Origin of the sequence: Sphingobium sp. BYY-5 (assembly GCF_022758885.1) — a bacterium.
Lineage (GTDB): Bacteria > Pseudomonadota > Alphaproteobacteria > Sphingomonadales > Sphingomonadaceae > Sphingobium.
This window is the reverse complement of the sequence record NZ_JALEBH010000002.1, coordinates 317,237-340,542: the sequence shown is the minus strand read 5'-3', so window position 1 is coordinate 340,542 and position 23,306 is coordinate 317,237. Positions and strand designations below refer to the sequence as shown.

Below are 23,306 nucleotides of genomic sequence, written 5' to 3'. Positions count from 1 at the left end.
ATAAGTGTATTTTTAAAGTCACAGATGCGGAAAAGCTGTCGTTTAACAGATGTGAAACATTGACGATCCGCTCGCTCTCCCGGCAAATCGCCACACCAACTCGATGCAGACGACCACACAATCTGCACGGGTCGCATAGAGCGAATTCGAAGGGAGCATATCATGACATCGGCTCAATTCTGCCGGCGCCTTCTGGCGTCGACGATCCTGCTCGGCCTGACGACGCCGGCCTTTGCGCAGACGGCGAAGGATGACGCGGGCAGCGAGGACACGATTGTCGTCACCGGATCGCGCATCGCCCGGCCCGACCTGCAACAGGCATCGCCCATCGCGATCGTCAGCGCCCAGGAACTGAAGCTGAGCGGCAAGGTCAATGTCGAGGCGATCATCAACGACCTGCCACAGCTTATCCCCAGCACGACGGCCGCATCGAATAATCCGGGCGGTGGCGTGTCGACCGCCGACCTGCGCGGTTTTGGCCCCAATCGCACATTGGTGCTGGTCGACGGGCGTCGCTATGTTTCCTACGACTCCAACCAGATCGTCGATCTGAACACCGTGCCGGCAGGCCTGATCGACCATGTCGAGGTGGTGTCGGGCGGCCGTTCCGCAGTCTATGGATCGGATGCGATCGCGGGCGTCATCAACTTCGTGATGAAGAAGGATTTTTCGGGCGTCGAAGCGAACGCCAACTATCGCATTAACCAGGCTGGCGATGGCGGCACCTTCAACACCAATCTGCTGATCGGCGGCAATTTCGCTGATGGGCGTGGCAATGCGACATTCTATATCGACTATACCAAGCGCGACGGCGTATTGCAGGGTTCGCGCAGCTACACCAAGCAGACCTATACCGACGATGGTGAGGGCGGTTTGGCGGCGGGCGGCTCCGGCTCCATCCCGGGCACCCGCTTCGCCCTGTCCGGTAATCAATATAAGTTCAATCAGGACGGCAGCTATTCGGCCTATAATTCAGCCGCCGACGCCTATAATTATGCGCCGGACAATTATCTGCAGGTGCCCCAGAAGCGTATCCTGATGAGCGCGCAGACCCATTATGAGGTCGATGACCATCTGACCGTCTATGCCGAAGGACAGTTCATCAACAATCGGGTGCAGAACCGCCTGGCGCCTACGCCCTTCACCGGATCGGTGTCGCTCGACGTCGATTCTTCCTTCCTTTCGGCGGACTCGCAGGCTCTGTTGGCAGCGGCCGACACCGATGGCGATGGTTACACCACCGCCGCCATCTATCGCCGCCTGAGCGAGGTAGGGCCGCGCATCTCCAGTGTCGACAATACCGCCTATCGTGCCCTGATCGGCGCCAAGGGACAGATTGGCGGCGACTGGAATTATGACGGCTATTACAGCTATTCGCGCACCAAGCAGGTCGAAACCCAGACCGGCAACGTGTCGCGCAGCCGCGTCGAGCAGGCGCTCAAGACCGTCTATGACAGTGACGGCAATCTGGCCTGCTCCGATACCAGCAATGGCTGCGTACCGATCAATATCTTCGGTGCGGGCAATATCAGCCAGCAAGCGGTCGATTTCATTTCCATCCCGGTGAAGAATGTCAGCACCATCACCGAACAGGTGGCGAGCCTGGCGATCACCAACGGCAATCTGTTCGATCTGGGCGCCGGGCCGGCGGGCATCGCCATCGGCGCGGAATATCGGTCCGAACGTGGCAGCTATGATCCCGACTATGCGCTGGCGTCAGGCGATGTCGTCGGCTTCAACGCCAGCGAAGGCTTGTCGGGCGGGTACAATGTCAAGGAGCTGTTCGCCGAAATCGATGTGCCGCTGCTTGCCGACCTGCCATTCGTCCACAAGCTCGAAGCGAACGGCGCCTATCGCTATTCGCATTATTCGACCGCGGCGAAGAATGTCAGCACCTTCTCGGCCGGTCTGGTCTATGCGCCGGTGAAAGACGTCACTTTCCGCGGTCAGTATAGCCGCGCCGTGCGTGCGCCAACGGTCTATGATCTCTATTCGGGACAAGCCCAGGATTTCCCGGCGGGGAGTGATCCGTGTGAACTGGCGGATGCGGTCAGCAACGCCAACCTCAACGCAAGCTGCCTCGCCACCGGTATCTCGGCCAGCGCGCTTGGCACCGCGATCAATGGCGGCAGTTCGCAGATCGATTCCGTCACCGGCGGAAACCCGGACCTGCGCGAGGAAAAGTCGGATACCTGGACGGCGGGCGTGGTGTTGCAGCCCAGTTTCCTGCCGCGCTTCACGATGACGGTCGATTATTATCATATCAAGATCGACAACTATATCTCGACGCCCGGCACCGCGAACATCATCGCCGCCTGCTACGGCACGGCCGCCAATGGCTGGACCCCCTATGACAGCAGCTATTGCTCCCTGCTGCCGCGCAACGCGAACAGCTACGCGATCGAGGGTGCGGAGAATCTTCTGTCCAATACCGGTGGCCTGAAGACCGCTGGCGTCGATTTCGAAGCGAATTACAGCGTGCCGCTCAACTTCGGCGTCTTCGGCGCCAAGACGGGCAAGCTCAGCTTCCGCGTCGCGGGCACCCGCCTGATCCGCTATGATCTGAACCCGGTTGCGGCGATCCCCGACCTCAACCAGAGCTGTGCGGGCAAGTTCGGCGTCTATTGCGGCAACCCCTATTCCAAAGTGCGGCTCAACAACCGCATCACCTGGAACAGCGGGCCGATCACGCTGGGCGTGACGCATCGTTATCTGTCGAGCGTTCGCGATGACGACGACACGACCACCTACAGCGTGGAGAAGATCAAGGCCTATAATCTGTTCGATCTGGCGCTGCAGGTGCAGCCGACCGAGAAGTTCGGCTGGTCGATCGGCATGAACAATGTCTTCAACAAGAAACCGCCGATCATGGGCGACAATCAGGAACAGGCCAACACCTATCCATCGACCTATGACGTCTATGGCCGCGCCTTCTTCGTGAACGCATCGGTGAAGTTCTAAATCGTTCGCTGGGCGCCGATACGCCCGGCCGAACCGAACCGGCATTCCTTGCACCGGCTTTGAGCCGTTCGCCGGTTCCACGCTTCGGCCCGCATCCTTCCGATGCGGGCCGGGTTGCGTATGCGGCCCATTGCGCTGGGCTTGAACTGCCGGAATAGTGGGGCATGATCCTTAAATATCTTCGCGCGGCCTGTTGCCTTCTGTGCCTCCTGCCGCTTGCCGCCCGCGCCCAGTCCGCGTCCACCGAAGCGTACATCTATCGCAATGTAACGGTGATTGACGGCACCGGCGCTGCTCCGCAGCCGGGACAGGATATTCTGGTGCAGGGGGAGCGTATCGTGGCGATTGCGACGCATGGCACGTTGCCGACAGAGGCCATGGCACATGTCCGGGTCGTCGATCTGCCGGGCCGTTTCGTCATGCCGGGTCTGATCGACAGTCATGTCCATATGGCGACACCCCCGAACCGGGTCCAGGCAGAGGCAATGCTGCGCCGCAACCTCTATGGCGGGGTTACGGCGGTGCGCGACATGGCGGACGACCTGCGGGCAGTCGCCGAACTGGCGCGCGCCGCGCGGCAAGTCGAAATCCCGGCGCCCGACATCTATTATGCTGCGCTCGTAGCGGGACGCCCCTTTTTCGCCGATCCCCGTGTGGGCGCCGCCAGCAAGGGATTTGAACCGGGCACGGCGCCCTGGATGCAGGCGATCGACGATCGGACGGACCTGAGGACCGCTATCACCCTGGCGCGGGGCACCGGGGCCACCGCCATCAAAATCTATGCAGACCTGCCGCCGCACCTGGTCGCAGCCGTCACCCGCGAGGCGCACCGGCAAAAGATCATGGTCTGGGCGCATAGCGCCGTTTTCCCCACCCGTCCGGCCAAGGTCATCGCCGCCGCGCCCGATAGCGTGAGTCATGTCTGTTACCTGGCCTATCAGGCCCAGCCGGTCATGCTGGCCGCTTATGAGGACAGGACACCCGTGAACGAGGCGATGCTGGCGCCGGAGGGTGACGATCCGGTGATGGTCCGGCTGTATCAGGAGATGTTGCGCAAAGGCACAATCCTCGACGCGACCGGCAGCCTGTTCGTGCAGTTCGACGCGATCCGCAAGGCGCATCCCGAACGCAAGCCGCTGCGCTGCACTGGCCCGACCGTCATTCGGCTGACGCAGCAGGCCTGGCGCGCGGGCGTGGCTATCTCCACGGGGACCGATCATGTCGCGGGGCCGGAAGCGCTTTGGCCGGATGTGTATGAGGAGCTATTCTTCCTAGCCCGCGACGTCGGCATGGCGCCGCTGGAGGTGATCCGGTCGGCCACCCTGATCGGCGCGCGCGCGGCGGGGCAGGACAAGGATATGGGTTCGATCGAGCCGGGCAAGCTCGCCAATTTCCTGGTGCTGGGAAAGGACCCATCGGCGGACATCCGCAATGTCCGCAGCCTCGAAATTACGGTGAAGCGTGGCCGCGCCTATCCGAGGCAGGATTATCGACCGGTGACGAAGGTGGAAATGGGGGATGGTGACGATTGATCGGCGCGGGCCGGCGATCCGCTTTAGGCGATGAAGCGGGCGGTCAGTTCGTGGTCGCCGGGGTAGATCTGGCGGACATAGGTGATCCGTTCCGCCGTGCGCCAGGTCCAGCGTTCGATCGACAGGCACGGCGCGCCCTCGCCAAGGCCGAGGCTGTCGGCCATGGCGCAGGTCGCGGCGATTGCGGTGATGCGATGCCGGGCGTCGGTCCAGGGGACATGGCCGAGCAGCCAGCGGCCGGGGCTTTCGCGGGTGAAGTCGATCGTGCGGGCGGCCGGGACGATCGAAAGATTGATGAGCCGTTCCTCCAGCGCGAAGGGCGTGCCATCGGCGCGGTGGAGGCAGAACAGCGCCAGCACCGGGCCATTGTCCATTGCCAGCAGGGTGCGATCCAGCGGCCCGGCCTCGCGTTCGATCTGGTCGCGCATGTCGAGGGCATGTCTGCGGCCCTGGCCTTCAATCTCCGCTGCGATATCGGGGATGTCGATCGTCGCACGATGGACGGTGGGTGCGGCGACGAAACTGCCAGCGCGCTTGCGCCGGTCGATCAGGCCGCGTTCGACCAGGGCGGAAATGGCCTTGCTGACGGTCATGCGCGAACAGCCATAGTCGGCCATCAGTTCATGTTCGGGCGGGATGCGGTGTCCGGCTTCCCATGTGCCCGACATGATCCGGGATTCTATGTCCTGTCGGATGCGGTCATGGAGCGAGGCGGGTTTCACGCCAGAATCTCCGTCAGCGTGCGGCGATAACGGGCGACGATACGATCGCGATGGGCATGGCGGCCCTTCTCGACCAGCCGATGCCCGCGCCGCCAAACACCGTCGATCGCCGGGCGGCCGGCGGCGAAGATCAGCCCGTCCAGCAAGGCGTCGCCTTTTCTTCCGACAAGGGAGGGATGGTCATCGTCCAGCGTCAGGAAATCCGCCGATGCGCCGACCGCCAGTCCGGCTGGCGCGCCAAGCGCCTGTGCGCCGCCCCGGACCGCGTCGCGATACAGCGTGCCGCCCGTCGATCCGCCCGCTGGAGCCAGAATGTTGCGCCCGCGCGCGCCAAGCCGCTGTCCATATTCGAGCAGGCGCAATTCCTCGGTCGCGTCGATCAGGATGTTGGAATCAGACCCGATCCCATAGGCCCCGCCAGCGGTCAGGAAGGGTTCGGTCGGGAACAGTCCGTCGCCCAGATTGGCTTCGGTGATCGGGCATAGTCCGGCCACCGCGCCGCTCGCCGCCATCGCCTGGGTTTCGGTCTGCGTCATGTGGGTCGCATGGACGAAGCACCAGCGTCTGTCGATGGGCATGGCGCCGAGCAGCCATTCTACGGGGCGGGCGCCGCTCCACGCGATGCAATCCTCCACTTCCTTCACCTGTTCGGCGACATGGATGTGGATCGGGCCGTCAGCGATGGAAACCAGTTTGCCCAACTCCTCCGGCGTCACGGCGCGCAGGCTGTGCGGTGCAACGCCCAGCACGGCGTCGGGCAGGGGCGCAAGCAGGGCGCGGAGCCGGTCCAGCAGGGTGGCAAAATCGTCGATGTCATGGATGAAGCGGCGCTGGCCTTCGCCAGGTGGCAGTCCGCCAAAACCGGCATGGGCGTAGAAGACCGGCAGATGGGTGAGGGCGATGCCGCTGTCCTGCGCGGCCGCGACGATCGCGGCGCTCATGGCCGCCGGATCGGCGAAGGGACGGCCATCGCGATCATGGTGGAGATAATGGAACTCGCCCACGCGGGTGAAGCCGCTTTCCAGCATCTCGATATAGGCCAGCGCCGCTATCGCCTGGAGATGATCGGGCGTCAGCCGATCGACGAAGTGGTACATGGTTTCGCGCCACGTCCAGAAACTGTCGTCGCTGCTGCCGCGCCTCTCGGCCAGACCGGCCATGCCGCGCTGGAAGGCGTGGCTGTGCAGGTTGGGCAGGCCCGGCAGGACGATGCCAAGGCGCGCGTCATCCGCTTGCGGGGTGGCGTCCGTTTCGATTTCGGCGATCAGGCCGTCGGCGACGGTCATTCGGACATGATCGGCCCAGCCGTCGGGCAGCAGCGCCTTGGCAAGGTGAAAGCTACTGCGTGCATTTGCGTTCATCGGACGGCCTCCGCAATTATGTCTATACATTATTGATGTTCGGTGCAATGCTTTGGGGCAGGGAGATTCGGGATGCGGTGCGATCGGCTTTGGAAGGATGCGCGGCTGGCGACGATGGCGGGCGACGCGCTCGGCATCGTCGAGCAGGGCGTGATCGCCGCCGCTGACGGCCGCATCCTCTATGCCGGGGCGACAGATGATGCGCCGCGTTTTGAGGCAGTGGAAATGATCGGCTGCGACGGGCGCTGGATCACGCCGGGCCTGATCGATTGCCACACCCATCTGGTCCATGCCGGCGATCGCGCGCATGAGTTCGAGTTGCGTCTGGCCGGGGCGTCCTATGAGGAGATTGCGCGGGCCGGCGGCGGCATCGTTTCGACCATGAAGGCGACACGGGCGGCCAGCGAGGCGGCCCTGATCGACAGCGCGCTGCCCCGTCTCGATGCGCTGATCGCCGAGGGCGTGACGACGGTTGAAGTCAAGTCCGGCTATGGGCTGACGCATGAGGACGAGTTGAAGATGCTGCGGGCGGCCCGCGCATTGGGAGAGGTGCGGCCGGTGCGGGTTTGCACGACCTTTCTGGGCGCCCATGCGCTGCCGCCTGAATATACGGGCGACGCGGATGGCTATATCGCGGCATTGTGCGACGATATGTTGCCGGCAGCGGCCAAGGCCGGTCTGGTCGACGCGGTCGACGCCTTTTGCGAGGGGATCGGCTTTTCGGCGGCCCAGACGGCACGGATGTTCGATGCCGCGCGGCGGCTGGGGCTGCCGGTCAAGCTGCACGCCGAACAATTGTCGAACCTGCATGGCGCAAGGCTCGCCGCTGAGTCAGGCGCGCTTTCCGCCGATCATCTGGAACATCTGGACGCGGATGGCATCGCCGCCATGGCGCGGGCCGGGACGGTCGCGACCCTCTTGCCGGGCGCTTTCTACTTCACGCGCGAGACGAAGCGACCGCCGGTCGATGGCCTGCGCGCGGCGGGCGTGCCGATCGCGATTGCGACCGATTGCAATCCCGGCACATCGCCGCTGACATCCCTGCTGCTCGCGATGAACATGGGGGCGACCCTGTTCCGCCTGACCGTCGAGGAATGTCTGGCCGGTGTTACCCGCAACGCGGCCCGCGCGCTTGGGTTGAGCCGGGAAGTCGGCACGATCGAGGTCGGCAAGAGCTGCGACCTTGCCATCTGGAACGTCGAGCGTCCCGCCGAGCTTGTCTATCGCATGGGGCTGAACCCGCTCCATGCCCGCATCTGGAAAGGCCTATGAGCGAGATCATCCTGACCCCCGGCGAAACCAGCCTGGCGCAATGGCGCGCCGTCTATCGCGGGGCGACGCCGCGTCTGGATGCCGCCAGCGCCCCGGCAATCACCGCCAGCGCCGCTGCGGTCGAGCGCATCATCGCCCAGCATAAGCCCGTCTATGGCCTCAATACCGGCTTCGGCAAGCTGGCGAGCGTCAAGATCGGCGACGAGGATCTGGCGACGCTCCAGCGCAACATCGTTCTCAGCCATGCGGCTGGCACGGGCGATCCTTCGCCCGTCGCGATCGTGCGGCTGATGATGGCGCTCAAGCTCACCAGCCTGGCGCAGGGAGCGTCGGGGGTGAAGCCGGAGACGATCGCCTTGCTGGATGCGATGCTGCGCACCGGGCTGACGCCGGTAGTACCGTCGCAGGGATCGGTGGGCGCGAGCGGCGACCTTGCCCCGCTTGCTCATATGGCCGCCGCCATGATCGGCGTCGGTGCGATCGAGGTGGATGGGCAGCGCCTGCCTGCTCAGGCCGCGCTGGATCGGGCCGGCCTCGCGCCGTTGACGCTTGGTCCGAAGGAAGGGCTGGCGCTGCTCAACGGCACGCAATTTTCGACCGCCAACGCGCTTGCCGGTCTGTTCGAGACGGAAACGCTGTTCCAGTCCGCGCTTGTTACCGGCGCGCTGGCGACCGAGGCGGCCAAGGGATCGGACACGCCCTTCGATCCGCGCATCCATGCGCTGCGTCGCCAGCCGGGCCAGATCGAGACGGCCGACACCCTGCGTCAACTCATGGTGGGATCGGCGATCCGGGCGAGCCATCTGGAAGATGATACCCGCGTGCAGGACCCTTATTGCCTGCGCTGCCAGCCGCAGGTGATGGGAGCTGTCCTGGACCTGATGCGGCAGGCGGCGACCACGCTGGAGATCGAGGCGAATGGCGTTTCGGACAATCCGTTGATCTTTCCCGACACGGATGAGGCACTGTCGGGCGGTAATTTCCATGCCGAGCCGGTTGCCTTCGCCGCCGACATGCTGGCGCTGGCGATCTGCGAGATCGGCTCCATTACCGAGCGGCGCATCGCCATGCTGGTCGATCCGGCGCTGTCGGGGCTGCCCGCCTTCTTGACGCCCAGGCCGGGGCTTAATTCGGGTTTCATGATCCCGCAGGTCACGGCTGCCGCCTTGGTGTCCGAAAACAAGCAGCGCGCGACCCCCGCCAGCGTCGATTCCCTGCCGACATCGGCCAATCAGGAAGATCATGTGTCGATGGCGGCGCATGGCAGCCGCCGCCTGCTCGACATGGCGCGCAACGCCGGGGCGGTGGTCGGGATCGAACTGCTCGCCGCCGCCCAGGGCTGCGATTTCCATGCGCCGCTCCGGTCCAGTGCGCCGCTTGAGCGCGCTCGTGCCTGTCTGCGCGCCGTGGTGCCAATGCTGGAGGACGACCGCCATTTCCATCCCGACATGGAGGCCGCGAACGCGATCATCCGGTCGGGTGCGCTGATCGAGGCGGTCGGCCTGCCATTGCCGGGGCTGACATGACCGACTGGCTCGATATATATCGCGGTGACGCGCCGCTGGTGATCGGGTTGCCGCATACCGGCACCGGTATTCCAGATGGGATGGAGGCGCACTTCGTCTCGCCCTGGCTAGCGCGCAAGGATGCCGACTGGTGGGTTGATCGCCTTTATGGCTTCGCGGTGGAGATGGGCGCGACGATCGTGCGAACGCGCATTTCGCGCAGCGTGATCGATGTGAACCGCGATCCGGCGGGCCGATCGCTCTATCCGGGTCAGGCGACGACTGCGCTTTGCCCGACCACGACCTTCGACGGGGAACCGCTTTATCGCGATGAGGTGCCGGACGCCGGGGAAATCGCGCGGCGTCGCAAGCGCTGGTTCGATCCCTATCATGCCGCGCTGTCGGCCGAACTGGACCGGCTGCGCGCCGCCCATGGCAAGGTCGTCCTGTATGACGCCCATTCGATCGTCAGCCATGTACCGCGCCTGTTCGATGGAGAATTGCCGCAGTTCAACATCGGCACGGATGGCGGCGTGACTTGCGATCCTGCGCTGGAAGCGGCGGTGGTTGGCGCGGTGGAAGCGACGGGGCGCTGCCATGTCCTCAATGGCCGGTTTCGGGGCGGCTGGACAACGCGCCACTATGGCCGCCCGGCGGAAGGGTTTCACGCCATCCAGATGGAACTGGCGATGCGCGGCTACCTGACCGAACCAGTGCGTCTTGCCCCCGATAACTGGCCGACGCCCTTCGATCCGGCGACCCCGCTGATCGACGATCTCAAGACCATCATCGCGGCGTGCATCGCCTTCGCCAGTGTCTGAACAGGAGAGTTTCCATGACCCGTCTCGACAACAGCCGCATCATCAAGCCTGCGACCGGGACGGCGCTGTCGGCAAAAAGCTGGCTTACCGAAGCGCCGTTGCGGATGCTGATGAACAATCTTCATCCCGACGTTGCCGAACGGCCGGAGGAGCTGGTCGTTTATGGCGGCATCGGCCGCGCCGCGCGTGACTGGGAAAGCTATGACCGGATCGTGGAGGCGCTGCGCCGGCTGGAGGATGACCAGACGCTGCTGATCCAGTCGGGCAAGCCGGTCGGCATATTCCGCACCCATGAAGATGCGCCGCGCGTGCTGATCGCCAATAGCAATCTGGTGCCCAAATGGGCGAACTGGGAGCATTTCGCCGAACTGGATCGCAAGGGGCTGGCCATGTACGGCCAGATGACGGCGGGTAGCTGGATCTATATCGGCACGCAGGGCATTGTGCAGGGCACCTATGAGACATTCGTCGAGATGGGGCGGCAGCATTATGGCGGCGACCTGTCGGGGCGGTGGCTGCTGACGGCAGGGCTGGGCGGCATGGGCGGTGCGCAGCCGCTGGCCGCGGTGATGGCGGGCGCGTCCTGTGTGGCGATCGAATGCCAGCGCAGCCGGATCGAGATGCGGCTGCGTACCGGATATCTCGACCGCGCGGCCGAAACGATCGAGGAAGCGATGGCGATCATCGAGGAAAGCCGTGCGACCGGGACACCGGTTTCGGTCGGCCTGCTCGGCAATGCGGCCGAGCTGCTGCCCGAACTCTACCGGCGGGGTATCCGTCCCGACCTCTTGACCGACCAGACATCGGCGCATGACCCGGTGAACGGCTATCTACCCGCCGGCTGGACCGTCGCCCAGTGGATCGAACGGCGCGAGCGCGAGCCGGAGGCGGTAGCGAAGGCAGCGAAGGCGTCCATGGCCGTGCATGTCCGCGCCATGCTGGACTTTCAGGCGGCCGGCGTGCCGACCGTCGATTATGGCAATAATATCCGGCAGGTCGCGAAGGATGAGGGTGTGGTCAACGCCTTTGATTTTCCCGGTTTCGTCCCGGCCTATATCCGCCCGCTCTTCTGCCGGGGCGTCGGCCCGTTCCGTTGGGTCGCGCTATCGGGTGATCCCGAAGATATCTACCGCACCGACGCCAAGGTGAAGCAATTGCTGCCCGACGACGCGCATCTCCACCGCTGGCTCGACATGGCGCGCGAGAAGATCCAGTTTCAGGGCCTGCCGGCGCGTATCTGCTGGGTCGGACTGGGCGACCGGCATCGGCTTGGCCTTGCCTTCAACGAGATGGTGGCCAAGGGCGAACTCAAGGCGCCGGTGGTGATCGGCCGCGATCATCTGGACAGTGGTTCGGTCGCCAGCCCCAATCGCGAGACGGAAGCGATGCGGGACGGTTCCGACGCCGTGTCGGATTGGCCGCTGCTCAACGCCCTGCTCAACACCGCCAGCGGCGCGACCTGGGTGTCGCTGCATCATGGCGGTGGCGTGGGCATGGGCTATTCACAGCACGCCGGCATGGTGATCGTCGCCGACGGGACGGAAGCAGCCGCACGGCGGCTGGAGCGCGTGCTCTGGAATGATCCCGCCACCGGCGTGATGCGTCATGCCGATGCGGGCTATCCACAGGCAATCGACTGCGCGCGCGACAAAGGGCTGGATCTGCCGAGTATAGCGGGCTGAAGGGCGTGAACGGTTCCGGCCTCCTATGAGGAGCGGGAGGCCGGGTCAGTGATAGTTTTCGGGATCGGCATCCTCACGCGGGTCGTCGCCGCTTGGTGGGAAAGCCCATGCGCCTGTGCCAATGTCGGCGGCAATGTCGTCCGGATTGCGCAAGGGGCAGTCCGACAGCGACAGGCAGCCGCATCCGATGCAACTGTCCAACTGATCGCGCAGGCGCGTGAGCAGCGCGATCCGATGGTCCAGTTGGGTGAACCAGGCGCTCGACAAGGCTGCCCAGTCCGCCGCGTTGCGCACATGGCCGGAGGGGAGCCGCGCAATATTGTCCCTGATCTGGGCAAGGGGGATGCCGACGCGCTGCGCCACTTTGATAATGGCGATCAGGCGCAGCACCAATCGGTGATAGCGCCGCTGATTGCCACTGGTACGATGGCTTTCGATCAGACCCTGCGCTTCGTAGAAATGCAGGGTCGACACCGGCACGCCTGCGCGCCGGGCGACCTCTCCCACGGTCAGATTGGTCGCGGCGAGTACCATGGGTCGAATCCTGTCGTGAATAAAATCGAGAGATTGGATAGAAGAGGCTTTACCTCAACCATTGTTGAGGTTTTATAGAGGCACTCCCTGATTCGCAAGGGAGGCGCATTTGAGATTCTCCGGCCACGGCAATTGCCGTTCTGTTTCCGTTCACCGACCGACGGCGCAAAATATGTTGCAAGTCCTTTGCAACATGGATAGCCAAACCGGGCCGAAAATAGAGTCGCAGGGTGGTGTCTCCTGCGCTTGCCCCTGTGGCAAGTTCTTCCCCGCCACGGCGTCAACCTGACCTTATGGTCTGGGATGGCGCGTGGGGCTTGCGGCTTTCGCATCTGCACGTTTCGTCCCCAGTGGAGGAGCGTTCGTGTCTGTGCCTGGCAATTGCCAATGCCTCTTCATCACCCTGGAAACGCCGCCCCGCGTGGCGCGCCTGATTGCGCGCCGCTTTCCAGCCCCATTCCCATTTTTTGTAACGGATCACCGATGAGCATCGATCCCCATTGCCTTGCCGTTCTGTTCTGGACCCGGCCCTTTTGGGCAAAGCGGAAGGAGGCATTGGCATGAACGACCTGCCGTCTTCCGATAGGCCCCGCGTCACGGCTCGGCCGACGCGCGCGATCATCCTGACGATCATCATATTGCTGGTCTTGCTGGGCGCGCTCTATCTATGGCGCGGATGGCGGGCGGGGCAGGCGCAGGCCTGGCAACCCCAAGCCGTGGTTGTGGCCGCAACCCTGGTCTCTCCGCGCGATATTCCTGCGGCGCTGGAAGCTGTAGGCAATCTGCGCGCCGTTCGGGAGGTGACGCTGTCCCCTGAAATAGGGGGACGGGTGTCCGCCATTCATTTCGAGGCGGGGGCCAATGTCGGCACGGGCGCGCTGCTGGTGCAACTGTTCGACGGGCCGGAACGCGCCGACCGCCGCGCTGCGCAGGCCAAGGCTGCCTTTGCCGGCGTGCAGGTCGCCCGGTCCCGCGAGCTGGCGCCGACGGGCGCGGAGCCGCGCGAATTGATGGAACAGCGCGTCGCCGATCGCGATCAGGCGACGGCGGCCGTGCAGCAGATCGACGCCCGTCTCGTCCAGAAGCAGGTGCGTGCGCCCTTTGCCGGGGTGCTAGGCATCCGCCGCGTCAATCTGGGCCAATATCTCAATCCCGGCGACGCGGTCGCGACGCTGACGGCGCTCGACACGCTGTTCGTGGATTTCGCCCTGCCGCAGCAGGAATTGAGCCGGTTGAAGCCCGGATCGACCGTCATCGTCACCAGCGACGCCTGGCCGGGCCGTCGCTTCACCGCCAGGGTCAACGCGATCGAACCCAAGATCGGTGAGGATACCCGCAATGTCACGGTTCAGGCGCTGTTGCCCAATCCCGACCGTGCGCTGCGCCCCGGCATGTATGTGACCGCTGCGCTGGAATTGCCGGTGCAGCAGGGCGCGTTGCTGGTGCCCGCCACGGCGATCCAGACATCGGCCCAGGGCGACAGCATCATCGTCATTCGCGGGAAAAACGCCCGCGCGGGCGGCAAGGCGGAGATAGTGCCGGTCCAGACCGGGCGTCGCATCGGCAACGAGGTGGTCGTGACCAGCGGCATCAAGGCCGGTGACATGGTCGTGACCGAAGGGCAATTGCGCGTCCAGCCGGGCGCCGAGGTCAAGGTCGCCGCACCCGCAGCGCAGGGAGGCCGCTGAGATGGCCTTCACCGATATCTTCATCCGCCGTCCGATCCTGTCGATCGTCGTCAGCCTGCTGATCCTGTTGGTGGGTTTGGCGGCGCTGTTCAGCCTGCCGATCCGCCAATATCCGAAGATGGAAAGCGCGACGATCACCATCGACACCGCCTTTCCCGGTGCGACGCAGGATGTGATGCAGGGTTTCGTCACCACCCCGATCGCGCAGGCGATCGCGACGGCGAACGGTATCGAATATCTGTCCTCCACTTCCAGCCAGGGGAAAAGCCATATCGCCGCCAAGCTGGTGCTGAACGCCAATGCGGACAGGTCCATGACCGAAATTCTGGCAAAGGTGCAGCAGGTCAAATATCGCCTGCCCGCAGGCGTTACCGATCCGGTCATCAACAAGATCACCGACGGCGCGTCGGCGATCCAATATGTCTCCTTTTCCAGCAAGACGCTGCCGCCGCCGCAGATCCAGGATTTCGCGACCCGCGTGGCCCAGCCGATGATTACCTCCGTTCCCGGTGTCGCATCGGCGGAGATGTCGGGCGGCGCGCCGCTCGCCATGCGTATCTGGGTCGACCCGGTGAAGTTGACCGCGCGCGGCCTGACGGCGGGCGACGTGGCCAATGCACTGCGCGCCAACAACGTGCAGGCTTCGCCGGGCCAGTTGAAAGGCGCAAGCACCGCGATCAACATAACGGCCGCGACCGACCTGCGCGATGTGGAAGCGTTTCGCGACATGGTGCTCAAGACCGGTGCGGGCAGCATCGTGAAACTCGCCGATGTGGCGACCGTAGAACTGGGCGGGCAGAATTATGACGCCGGCGCCCTGTCGTCGGGCGTACCGGCCATTTCCATCGCCATATCGCCGACACCTGACGGCAATCCGCTGGAGATCGTCAAGGCGGTGCAGGCGCTGCTGCCGGAAATCCAGCGGGTCGCGCCGGCGGGCGTCAAGGTTCATAATGATTTCGACGTCGCCCATTTCGTCAATGCCTCCATAGAGGAAGTCGAGCATACGCTGGTCGAGGCGATCGTGATCGTCGTGATCGTCATCTTCCTGTTCCTGGGGTCGGTGCGGGCGGTCATCATTCCGATCGTCACCATCCCGCTGTCGTTGCTGGGAACGGCGGCGCTGATGCTCGCCTTCGGCTTTTCGCTCAATCTGCTGACCCTGCTCGCCATGGTGCTGGCCATCGGTCTGGTGGTGGATGACGCCATTGTCGTGGTCGAAAATATCCATCGCCATATCGAGGAAGGCCTGTCGCCCTTCAACGCCGCCCTGCTCGGCGCGCGCGAGATTGTCGGCCCCGTCATCGCCATGACCATCACGCTGGCGGCGGTCTATGCGCCGATAGGCCTGATGGGCGGTCTTACCGGTGCGCTGTTCCGGGAGTTTGCCTTCACGCTCGCCGGATCGGTGATCGTGTCGGGCGTGATCGCACTCACCCTTTCACCGATGATGAGCGGCATGTTGCTCAACAGCAAGCTGGCGGAAGGCAAGCTGAGCCAGGCGATCGAGCATCATATGCATCGGCTGACGCAGGGCTATGGCCGGTTGCTCGACCGGACGCTGGCGGCCCGTGCCGCCGTGCTGATCGTCGGCGTGACGATGCTGGGCGCGATCGTGGTGCTGTTCACCGGCAGCCAGCGCGAACTCGCGCCGCAGGAGGATATGGGCTATGTCTTCGTTGCGACCAAAGCGCCGCAATATGCGAATATCGACTATATGTCGCGGTTCAACCGCCAAGTCGACGCGATCTTCCACGGCTTCCCCGAATATCGCGGCAGTTGGTTCGATGCGGGTGGGGCCAATGGCACCAACAGCGGCTTTGGCGGCATCATCCTGTCGGAATGGGCCGACCGTACGCGCAACGCGGACCAGATTCAGGGCGAACTGGCGGGCCGCACCAGCGCCGTTACCGGCATCTATGCGACCGCTTTCCAGGACAGCCCTCTGCCCGCGGGCAGCGGCGGCCTGCCGGTACAGATGGTGATCCGGTCCTCCGACGAGTTCCCGGAAATCTACAAGACGCTGGAGGGCGTGAAGGGCGCGGCCTGGGGCAGCGGCCTTTTCGCCTTCGTCGACAGCGACCTGGCCTTTGACAGTCCGGAGGCGCATATCATCGTCGATCGGGCCAAGGCCGGGCAACTGGGCGTCACCATGGCGGAGATCGCCGATACGCTGGCGGTGCTGGTGGGCGAAAACTACGTCAACCGCTTCAACTGGCACGACCGGTCCTATGACGTCATCGCGCAGGTGCCTCGCGACAAACGGGTGACGCCCGACAATCTCGGCCAATATTATGTGAAGGCCGGGTCGGGTCAACTGATCCCGCTGTCCACCGTGGCGAAGGTCGAAATGCGCCCGCAGCCCAACAAGCTGCCGCAGTTCAACCAGATGAATTCAGCTACCCTCTCCGCCGTGCTGATGCCCGGCGTTACCATGGGGCAGGCGGTCGAATTCCTTAAGGCGCAGCCGGTGCCCGCCGGCACGACCATCGACTGGCTGTCCAACAGTCGTCAATATGTGACGGAGGGCGATCGGCTGACCATTTCCTTTGGCTTTGCCCTGATCGTCATCCTCCTGGTGCTGGCCGCGCAGTTTGAGAGCTTCCGCGATCCGCTGGTCATCCTGGTGACGGTGCCGCTGGCGGTGTGCGGGGCATTGGTGCCGCTCTATCTCGGCTTCACCACGCTCAACATCTATACCCAGATCGGGCTGGTGACGCTGATCGGCCTCATTTCCAAGCATGGCATCCTGATGGTGTCCTTCGCCAACGAGATGCAGGCGCGGGAGGGGCTGAGCCGCATGGATGCGATCCGCCATGCCGCCGCCGTCCGTATGCGGCCGGTGCTGATGACCACCGCCGCGATGGTGGCGGGCCTCGTGCCGCTGCTGTTCGCCGGGGGGGCAGGGGCGGCCAGCCGCTTCGCCATCGGCATCGTCGTGGTGATGGGCATGTTGATCGGCACTCTGTTCACCCTCTTCGTCCTGCCCACCATCTACACGCTGCTGGCCGGCGATCATCGCAAGGTCGAGCACCGCGATGAAGGCGGCCTGCATGCGGGAGAACCCATTCATGCGTAAATCGATATTGCCCCTGGTCGCGGTGTTCATGGCCGGCGGATGCGCTGCCGGTCCCGACTATCACCGGCCCGAACCGAAAGCCGCCGCCAGCGCGTCTTTCGTCACCCGTGATGCCAGTTTCGATTCTGTGACGGCGCTACCCGACCAATGGTGGAAACTCTATGATGATCCCGCGCTCGATGCGCTGGTCGAACGGGCGCTGACGGCGAACACCGATCTGCGCATCGCCGTCGCCAATCTCGCCAAGGCGCGCGCCACGCTTAGTGAGGCCAAAGCAGGCAGGTTGCCGAGCACTGACATCAACGCCGGTGTCGGCTATGGCGATGGGATGCAGGGCGCCGGTGGCGCCTTCACCCAGGATAAGGCGCAATGGTCGCAAAATGGCAGCCTGGCCGTTAATTGGGAGGTCGACCTGTTCGGCCGGGTCAGCCGTGCGGTCGAAGCGGCACGCGCGGATGCGCAGGCGGTCGAGGCCGTGCGCGATGCGGTGCGGGTGACGGTGGCGGCGGAAACGACGCGCGCCTATCTGGACGCCTGCTCCTACGCCTATGCGCTCGGTGTGGCGCAGGACAGCTATCGCACCAGCAATGACAGCCTGCGTCTGGTCACGGCGCAGGAAAAGGCGGGTTCGGTTGGCAAGCTGGACGTCGAGCGTGCCGCCGCCGCCGCCGCGACGGCCCGCGCCGCTATTCCAGGGTTCGAGGCGCAGCATCAGGTCGCGCTGTTCGAACTGGCCGCCCTGCTGGGCGGGACGCCCGCGGATATTCCCCTTGCTGCCCGGCAATGCGCCACGCCGCCCGCCCCCGCGGCTGCGCTGCCGGTGGGCGACGGCGCATCCCTGTTGCGCCGTCGCCCTGATCTGCGTCAGGCCGAGCGGCAACTGGCGGCGGATACCGCGCGGATCGGCGTCGCTACCGCGTCGCTCTATCCCAAGATCAGCCTGGGCGGATCGGGCAATTTCTTCCGCAACGACAGTGTGCGCGGCAATGACAGCCTGTCCTTCTCGGTAGGGCCGCTGCTGAGCTGGAGTTTCCCCAATATCAGCGTGGCGCGCGCGCGTATCCGCCAGGCGCAGGCGCAGGGGGACGTGTCGCTCGCGGCGTTTGACGGGCGGGTCGTCACGGCGTTGAAGGAGGTGGAGCAGGCGCTGAGCAATGTGGCGCGGGAACAGGAGCGGATGGCGGCGCTGGAAGAGGCGGAGATGCGATCGGATCGCGCCTGGCGCCTGGCCGACAGCCGCTATCGGGCCGGTTCGATTGCCTTGCTCGATGTGCTGGTGGCGCAGGGTGCGCTGCTTGATGCCCGCGCCGCCCATGCCGCTTCGCTCCAGCGTCTTTCCTCTCTACGGGTGGATTTGTTCAAGGCGTTGGGCGGCGGCTGGGGTGAGAATATGGCGCCATCCGGCTAGGGCGGATCGACATTCAGGTTAAAGCGGAAGCCTTGGCCTCATTTTCAACGTCATGCCGGACCCTTCGACAGGCTCAGGACAGGCTTGATCCGGCATCCAGAGTCGCAGGTGCCGCCCTTTGTGGCCCTGGATGCCGGATCAAGTCCGGCATGACGGCGTAGGAAGCGCCTTAAAGGGTGAATGTCGATCGGCCCTAGTCACCCGCTTCTGGAGATGGTTCGCGGCGCATAGCGGGCGACGATGGTCGTCAACATCGCCAGGATGAGGAAGGCGGTGGACAGGCTGGTCCATTGCGCCACGAACCCGATCGCCGCCGGTCCCGTCAGCACGCCTGCAAAGCCGATCGATCCCGCAGCGGTGAGCGCCAGATTCTGCGGCATGATCGTCTGCCGGCCGACCGCGCTGTAGAGGAGGGGGACGACATTCGCCAATCCTGCGCCGACCAGCGCAAAGCCGCCCACTGTCAGGGTCCAGTGCAGCGGCAGGGCGGTCGCTACGAAACCGAGAGCGGCGATCAGAGGACCAAAAGTGAGCATCAACCGGTCTCCGAAGCGTCGGACAAGCCGGTCGCCCAACAGTCTTCCGGCGGTCATCGTCGAAGCAAAGGCCACATAGCCCAGACCCGCACGGGCGGCGTCGAGCCGGAAATGCCCGGACAGGAGAAGGGCGCTCCAGTCGAGCACGGACCCTTCGGCCATGAAGGCGATGAAGCACAGGATACCGATGGTCAGCACCACACCGCGCGGTCGGGCGTAGGCAGGACCGGACGTGCTGCGTTCGTCGGTGATGCGGGGCGCGGACAGGGTCACGGCGACCATGATCGCGAAGGCGACCGTCAGGATGGCCAACGATGGCGCGACGCCCGCACCCATGAGCAGGCTCATCGTCCCGGCGCCGAGGATGCAGCCGACGCTGTAGAAGCCGTGAAAGCCGGACATGAGGCGACGGTCGAGCGCGCGTTCGGTGTAGATGGCGTGCAGGTTGCGCGCGCAACTGAACAGCCCCAGGGCTACACCCAGAGCGAAGAGCGTGACGGCAAGGGCTGCTGCGGAACGGACGATAGCGAGAAGGGGAAGGATGAGGACGATCGCATAGCCCGCGCCCGCGAACAGTCGCCGACAACCGGTCCTGCCGACCAGGCCGCCTGCAATGGGCATGGTCGTCATCGATCCCGCCCCTAGGGCGAGCAGCGCCAGCCCAAGCTGTCCGGTATTCAGCCCGATCTGCGCCTGGACATGAGGGATCAACGGCGCCCAGGCCGAAATGGTGTAGCCGGCGACGATATTGGCCAGTCGCGTTGCTGTCAGAAGGCCCAGGCGCACGATCGATCTTCCCAGCAGATGGAGCCTCGCCTCCGCCGAAGCGAGATGGAATTGCCCATCTGCAAAACGTATCCGCGGGTCAAGGGCGACGCGCCTGATATGTCGTTCATTTCCCTGCTTGACCGCTCGATACGGAAGAGTCACCTCCTACGGTCATGAAACAACCTTCTCGGATCGTCGCTGGCCTCGCTCTTGCGTCGCTCGCCTTCACCCTGTCCGTCGCGCCGCTCTCCGCACAGGATGGTGGGAGCGGGCGAACCGACACGATGCTGAACGAGCAGGTCAAGGCCTATGACTGGGTCCGGCCCCAGGCCGACTATGTCCGCCGCACGGTGATGATCCCGATGCGCGACGGCACGAAGCTCTACACCGTCATCGTCTATCGCAAGGGCGTGAAGGATGCGCCGATCCTGCTCAGCCGCACACCCTATAATGCGGACAAGACGACCAGCCGCAACCGCAGCCAGAAGATCGAGGAAATCCTGCCGGTCATGGATGCCCCGTTCGTCAATGATGGCTATATCCGGGTCTATCAGGATGTGCGCGGGCTGGACGGGTCGGGGGGCGATTATGTCATGAACCGCCCACTGCGCGGTCCGCTCAACCCGACCAAGGTCGATCACGCCACCGACGCCTATGACACGATCGACTGGCTGGTGAAGAATGTGAAGGAAAGCAATGGGCGGGTTGGCATCACCGGCTCCTCCTATCTGGGCTTCACGTCGCTGATGGCGCTGATCGATCCGCATCCTGCGCTGAAGGCGGCCGTGCCGCAAAGCCCGATGGTCGATGGCTGGATGGGCGACGACTGGTTCCATAATGGCGCGTTTCGCACCTTCGGCTTCGACTATGATCTGGGCCAGACGGTGAAGAAGGGCGGCGGGGCCGTGCCCAAGGGGACGGGCGATGAATATAGCGCCTATCTGGAGGCCGGGTCCGCGATGGACTATGCCAAGGCCTATGGCCTGACCGACCTGCCGGTGGTGCGCAAGGTGCTGGAACATCCTGCCTATGATGCCTGGTGGCAGGGGCAGGCGGTCGACAAGCTGCTGGAGACGCGCAAGCTGACCGTGCCGACTATGCTGATCGTCGGCCAGTGGGACCAGGAAGACAGCTATGGCGCCCCGGCCGTCTATCAGGCGCTGGAGAAGCAGGACGCCAACAACGACATGGTCAGCCTGGCGATCGGCCCGTGGCGTCATAGCCAGGTCAATTATGAAGCGCGTGAGCTTGGTCCGCTCAAATGGGAAGGCGATACCGGGTTGCAGTTCCGCACCCGCTATATGAAGCCTTTCCTTGATTGCGACCTCAAGACCATCGCGCCCAAATGCGATACGCCGCCGGTGCTGACCTACGCCACCGGCGAGAACCGCTGGGAAGTGTCGCGGCAATGGCCGGCGGGTACTTATACGCCGCTCTATCTGGGCGCGGGGTTCGGTCTGTCCTGGACCAAGCCGCAGCAGGGCAGCGACAGCTATGTCTCCGATCCGGCCAAGCCGGTGCCGATGCTGCCGCGCCCCATTCACATGCAGGGGGAGGAATGGCGCACCTGGCTGGTCCATGACCAGCGTTTCGTCGACGGCCGTCCCGATGTGCTGAGCTATACGACCGGTACGCTCGACAAGCCCGTCCATATCATGGGCGCGCCCAAGGTGGACCTGCGCGCGGCGACCACGGGGCGCGACAGCGATTTCGTGGTCAAGCTGATCGACGTCTATCCGCAGGAAAATTCGGCGGACCCGACCATGGCCGGCTATCAGCTCGGCATCGGTATCGAGATTTTCCGCGGGCGATACGTCAACGGTTTCTCAAGCCCCGCGCCGCTGGAGCCGGGCAAGACCTATGCCTTCAAATGGTCGCTGCCCAATGTCGATCATGTGTTCCTGCCGGGCCACAAGATCATGGTGCAGGTCCAGTCGAGCCTCTTTCCCCTCTATGATCGCAACCCGCAAAGCTGGGTGCCGTCGATCATGGAAGCGAAGCCCACCGACTATGTGAAGGCGACCGAGACGATTCATTGGGGCGGCGATGCGGCCAGCGCCATATGGCTGCCGGTGGCGCAATAAGCCGATGACGCCGGCAGCGGGGATGCCCCTGCCGCTGGCGTCGTTCTCGTAGGATCAGGGGCGTTTACGGCCAACCTCGATGTTCGGCAGGAAGGCGGTCAGCAGGCCGATCGCCGGCAGGAAGGCGCAGATCTGATAGACCGCCTCGATGCTTATCCTGTCGGCCAGCCATCCCAGCAGGGCGGCGCCGAGGCCACCCATGCCGAAGGAGAAGCCGAAGAACAGGCCTGAGATCATGCCGACCTTTCCGGGAACCAGTTCCTGTGCGAAGACCACGATGGCCGGGAAGGCCGATGCCAGGATCAGGCCGATCATGATGGTCAGCGGAGTCGTCCAGAACAGGTTGGCATAGGGTAGCATCAGCGTGAACGGCAGGGCGCCCAGGATCGAGAACCAGATTACATATTTGCGCCCGAACCGATCACCCAGCGGCCCGCCCGCGACCGTCCCGACCGCCACTGCGGCCAGGAAAGCGAACAGGTGCAATTGCGCATTCTGCACCGAAACGCCGAAGCGGTGGATCAGGTAGAAGGTGAAGTAGCTGGTCAGGCTGGCGAGATAGACATATTTGGAAAAGATCAGCGTCAACAGAATGGCGATGCCTCGCGCGGCCTGCCCCTTGGGCAATTCGATCGCCAGTGCCGCATGTCCGCCGGTCTTCAGGCGCGTCAGTCCGTGATGACGATACCAGGTCGCGATATTCCACAGCACCGCCCCTGAAAGCAGAGCCAGCAGCGCGAAGAAGGCGAGGCTCGACTGCCCCCAGCGCACCACGACCAGGGCGGCCGCGAGCGGCCCTAACGCCTGGCCGACATTGCCGCCGACCTGGAACAGCGACTGGGCAAGTCCATGACGGCCGCCCGCCGCCATGCGCGCGACGCGGGAGGATTCGGGATGGAAGACGGATGACCCCATGCCCAGCAGCGATGCGCCGACCAGCACCAGCCCATAGCTGTGCGCGATCGAGAGCACGGTGAGGCCCGCCAGTGAAAAGAGCGTGCCGCCCGGCAACGCCAAAGGCACGGGCCGCTTGTCGGCATAGAGGCCGATCAGCGGCTGGAGAATCGAGGCGGTAATCTGATAGACAAAGGTGACAAGGCCGATCTGGCCGAAGCTGAGACCCAGGTCGGTCTTGAGACCGGGATAAATGGCGGGAAGCAGAGACTGCATCATGTCGTTGAGCAGATGGCAGAAGCTGATCGCCACGATTACGCCGAACACCGTGTTGTTCGCCGCCGTTTGAGGCTTGATCGCCGCTCTCATCATATTGCTCATCATCTGTTCCTTTCGACCATGCGCGATTAACCCTTTCCTTCCTGTCCCGCTTCGGAATATGGGTCATTCGATTTTGAG

General features: G+C 64.3%; 15 protein-coding genes. 10 read left to right on the top strand and 5 right to left on the bottom strand.

Annotated features, from left to right (window positions below; translation table 11 throughout):
* The first annotated feature begins 162 nt into the window (after nt 1-162).
* Nucleotides 163-2,961 (top strand): TonB-dependent receptor, encoded by a 2,799-nt coding sequence (locus tag MOK15_RS17720; RefSeq protein ID WP_242933043.1) that lies wholly within the window; start codon nt 163-165, stop codon nt 2,959-2,961.
* 164 nt (nt 2,962-3,125) lie between these two features.
* Nucleotides 3,126-4,493 carry an amidohydrolase family protein gene (locus tag MOK15_RS17715; RefSeq protein ID WP_242933042.1) on the top strand — a complete coding sequence of 456 codons (1,368 nt, stop codon included), beginning with the start codon at nt 3,126-3,128 and terminating at the stop codon, nt 4,491-4,493.
* Nucleotides 4,494-4,516: 23 nt separating this feature from the next.
* On the opposite strand, the gene hutC is transcribed toward MOK15_RS17715, so the two are convergent.
* Nucleotides 4,517-5,215, bottom strand: coding sequence for a histidine utilization repressor (gene hutC / locus MOK15_RS17710; RefSeq protein WP_242933041.1), 699 nt, complete (start codon nt 5,213-5,215; stop codon nt 4,517-4,519).
* Nucleotides 5,212-6,576, bottom strand: coding sequence for a formimidoylglutamate deiminase (locus tag MOK15_RS17705; RefSeq protein ID WP_242933040.1), 1,365 nt, complete (start codon nt 6,574-6,576; stop codon nt 5,212-5,214). Before MOK15_RS17705 ends, hutC begins: the two co-directional genes overlap by 4 nt.
* Nucleotides 6,577-6,648: 72 nt before the next feature.
* Here MOK15_RS17705 and hutI point away from each other — a divergent pair, with 72 nt between their 5' ends.
* From hutI to hutU, 4 genes are read left to right on the top strand one after another with little or no spacing between them, the layout of a single operon-like run.
* Entirely contained in the window at nt 6,649-7,848 is a 1,200-nt protein-coding gene (gene hutI, locus MOK15_RS17700) for an imidazolonepropionase (RefSeq protein ID WP_242933039.1), read from the top strand.
* A complete protein-coding gene (hutH, locus tag MOK15_RS17695) occupies nt 7,845-9,374 on the top strand; it encodes a histidine ammonia-lyase (RefSeq protein WP_242933038.1) in 1,530 nt (509 codons plus the stop codon). Before hutI ends, hutH begins: the two co-directional genes overlap by 4 nt.
* A complete protein-coding gene (gene hutG / locus MOK15_RS17690) occupies nt 9,371-10,174 on the top strand; it encodes an N-formylglutamate deformylase (protein WP_242933037.1) in 804 nt (267 codons plus the stop codon). Before hutH ends, hutG begins: the two co-directional genes overlap by 4 nt.
* Before the next feature lie 14 nt (nt 10,175-10,188).
* Nucleotides 10,189-11,856, top strand: coding sequence for a urocanate hydratase (hutU, locus tag MOK15_RS17685; protein WP_242933036.1), 1,668 nt, complete (start codon nt 10,189-10,191; stop codon nt 11,854-11,856).
* 45 nt (nt 11,857-11,901) lie between these two features.
* On the opposite strand, the gene soxR is transcribed toward hutU, so the two are convergent.
* Complete coding sequence (gene soxR, locus MOK15_RS17680; RefSeq protein ID WP_242933035.1) at nt 11,902-12,390, bottom strand: redox-sensitive transcriptional activator SoxR; 489 nt, start codon at nt 12,388-12,390, stop codon at nt 11,902-11,904.
* A gap of 560 nt (nt 12,391-12,950) precedes the next feature.
* Between soxR and MOK15_RS17675 the strand changes: the two genes are divergently transcribed.
* From MOK15_RS17675 to MOK15_RS17665, 3 genes are read left to right on the top strand one after another with little or no spacing between them, the layout of a single operon-like run.
* Nucleotides 12,951-14,078, top strand: a complete 1,128-nt coding sequence (locus tag MOK15_RS17675; protein ID WP_242933034.1) for an efflux RND transporter periplasmic adaptor subunit — start codon at nt 12,951-12,953, stop codon at nt 14,076-14,078.
* A gap of 1 nt (nt 14,079) precedes the next feature.
* Nucleotides 14,080-17,157: an efflux RND transporter permease subunit gene (locus tag MOK15_RS17670; protein WP_242933033.1), complete on the top strand. Its 3,078-nt coding sequence runs from the start codon at nt 14,080-14,082 to the stop codon at nt 17,155-17,157.
* Nucleotides 17,150-18,565 carry an efflux transporter outer membrane subunit gene (locus tag MOK15_RS17665; protein ID WP_242933032.1) on the top strand — a complete coding sequence of 472 codons (1,416 nt, stop codon included), beginning with the start codon at nt 17,150-17,152 and terminating at the stop codon, nt 18,563-18,565. The genes MOK15_RS17670 and MOK15_RS17665 overlap by 8 nt, the downstream gene beginning before the upstream one ends.
* A gap of 197 nt (nt 18,566-18,762) precedes the next feature.
* Here the strand turns inward: MOK15_RS17665 and MOK15_RS17660 are convergent, their stop codons facing one another.
* Nucleotides 18,763-19,887, bottom strand: a complete 1,125-nt coding sequence (locus tag MOK15_RS17660) for an MFS transporter (RefSeq protein ID WP_242933031.1) — start codon at nt 19,885-19,887, stop codon at nt 18,763-18,765.
* A 155-nt stretch (nt 19,888-20,042) separates the two neighbouring features.
* Between MOK15_RS17660 and MOK15_RS17655 the strand changes: the two genes are divergently transcribed.
* Nucleotides 20,043-21,953, top strand: coding sequence for a CocE/NonD family hydrolase (locus MOK15_RS17655; protein WP_242933030.1), 1,911 nt, complete (start codon nt 20,043-20,045; stop codon nt 21,951-21,953).
* 54 nt (nt 21,954-22,007) lie between these two features.
* Here MOK15_RS17655 and MOK15_RS17650 read toward each other — a convergent pair whose 3' ends face one another.
* Complete coding sequence (locus tag MOK15_RS17650) at nt 22,008-23,228, bottom strand: MFS transporter (RefSeq protein ID WP_278254357.1); 1,221 nt, start codon at nt 23,226-23,228, stop codon at nt 22,008-22,010.
* Nucleotides 23,229-23,306: the final 78 nt, after the last annotated feature.

Excerpts from the sequence above, each read along its gene's own strand:
- soxR (WP_242933035.1), bottom strand. The coding sequence starts at position 12,390 with ATGGTACTCGCCGCGACCAATCTGACCGTGGGAGAGGTCGCCCGGCGC.
- hutH (WP_242933038.1), top strand. The coding sequence starts at position 7,845 with ATGAGCGAGATCATCCTGACCCCCGGCGAAACCAGCCTGGCGCAATGG.
- MOK15_RS17665 (WP_242933032.1), top strand. The coding sequence starts at position 17,150 with ATGCGTAAATCGATATTGCCCCTGGTCGCGGTGTTCATGGCCGGCGGA.
- MOK15_RS17670 (WP_242933033.1), top strand. The coding sequence starts at position 14,080 with ATGGCCTTCACCGATATCTTCATCCGCCGTCCGATCCTGTCGATCGTC.
- MOK15_RS17655 (WP_242933030.1), top strand. The coding sequence starts at position 20,043 with ATGAAACAACCTTCTCGGATCGTCGCTGGCCTCGCTCTTGCGTCGCTC.
- hutG (WP_242933037.1), top strand. The coding sequence starts at position 9,371 with ATGACCGACTGGCTCGATATATATCGCGGTGACGCGCCGCTGGTGATC.
- MOK15_RS17705 (WP_242933040.1), bottom strand. The coding sequence starts at position 6,576 with ATGAACGCAAATGCACGCAGTAGCTTTCACCTTGCCAAGGCGCTGCTG.
- MOK15_RS17720 (WP_242933043.1), top strand. The coding sequence starts at position 163 with ATGACATCGGCTCAATTCTGCCGGCGCCTTCTGGCGTCGACGATCCTG.
- MOK15_RS17650 (WP_278254357.1), bottom strand. The coding sequence starts at position 23,228 with ATGAGCAATATGATGAGAGCGGCGATCAAGCCTCAAACGGCGGCGAAC.
- hutU (WP_242933036.1), top strand. The coding sequence starts at position 10,189 with ATGACCCGTCTCGACAACAGCCGCATCATCAAGCCTGCGACCGGGACG.
- MOK15_RS17715 (WP_242933042.1), top strand. The coding sequence starts at position 3,126 with ATGATCCTTAAATATCTTCGCGCGGCCTGTTGCCTTCTGTGCCTCCTG.
- MOK15_RS17675 (WP_242933034.1), top strand. The coding sequence starts at position 12,951 with ATGAACGACCTGCCGTCTTCCGATAGGCCCCGCGTCACGGCTCGGCCG.
- hutI (WP_242933039.1), top strand. The coding sequence starts at position 6,649 with ATGCGGTGCGATCGGCTTTGGAAGGATGCGCGGCTGGCGACGATGGCG.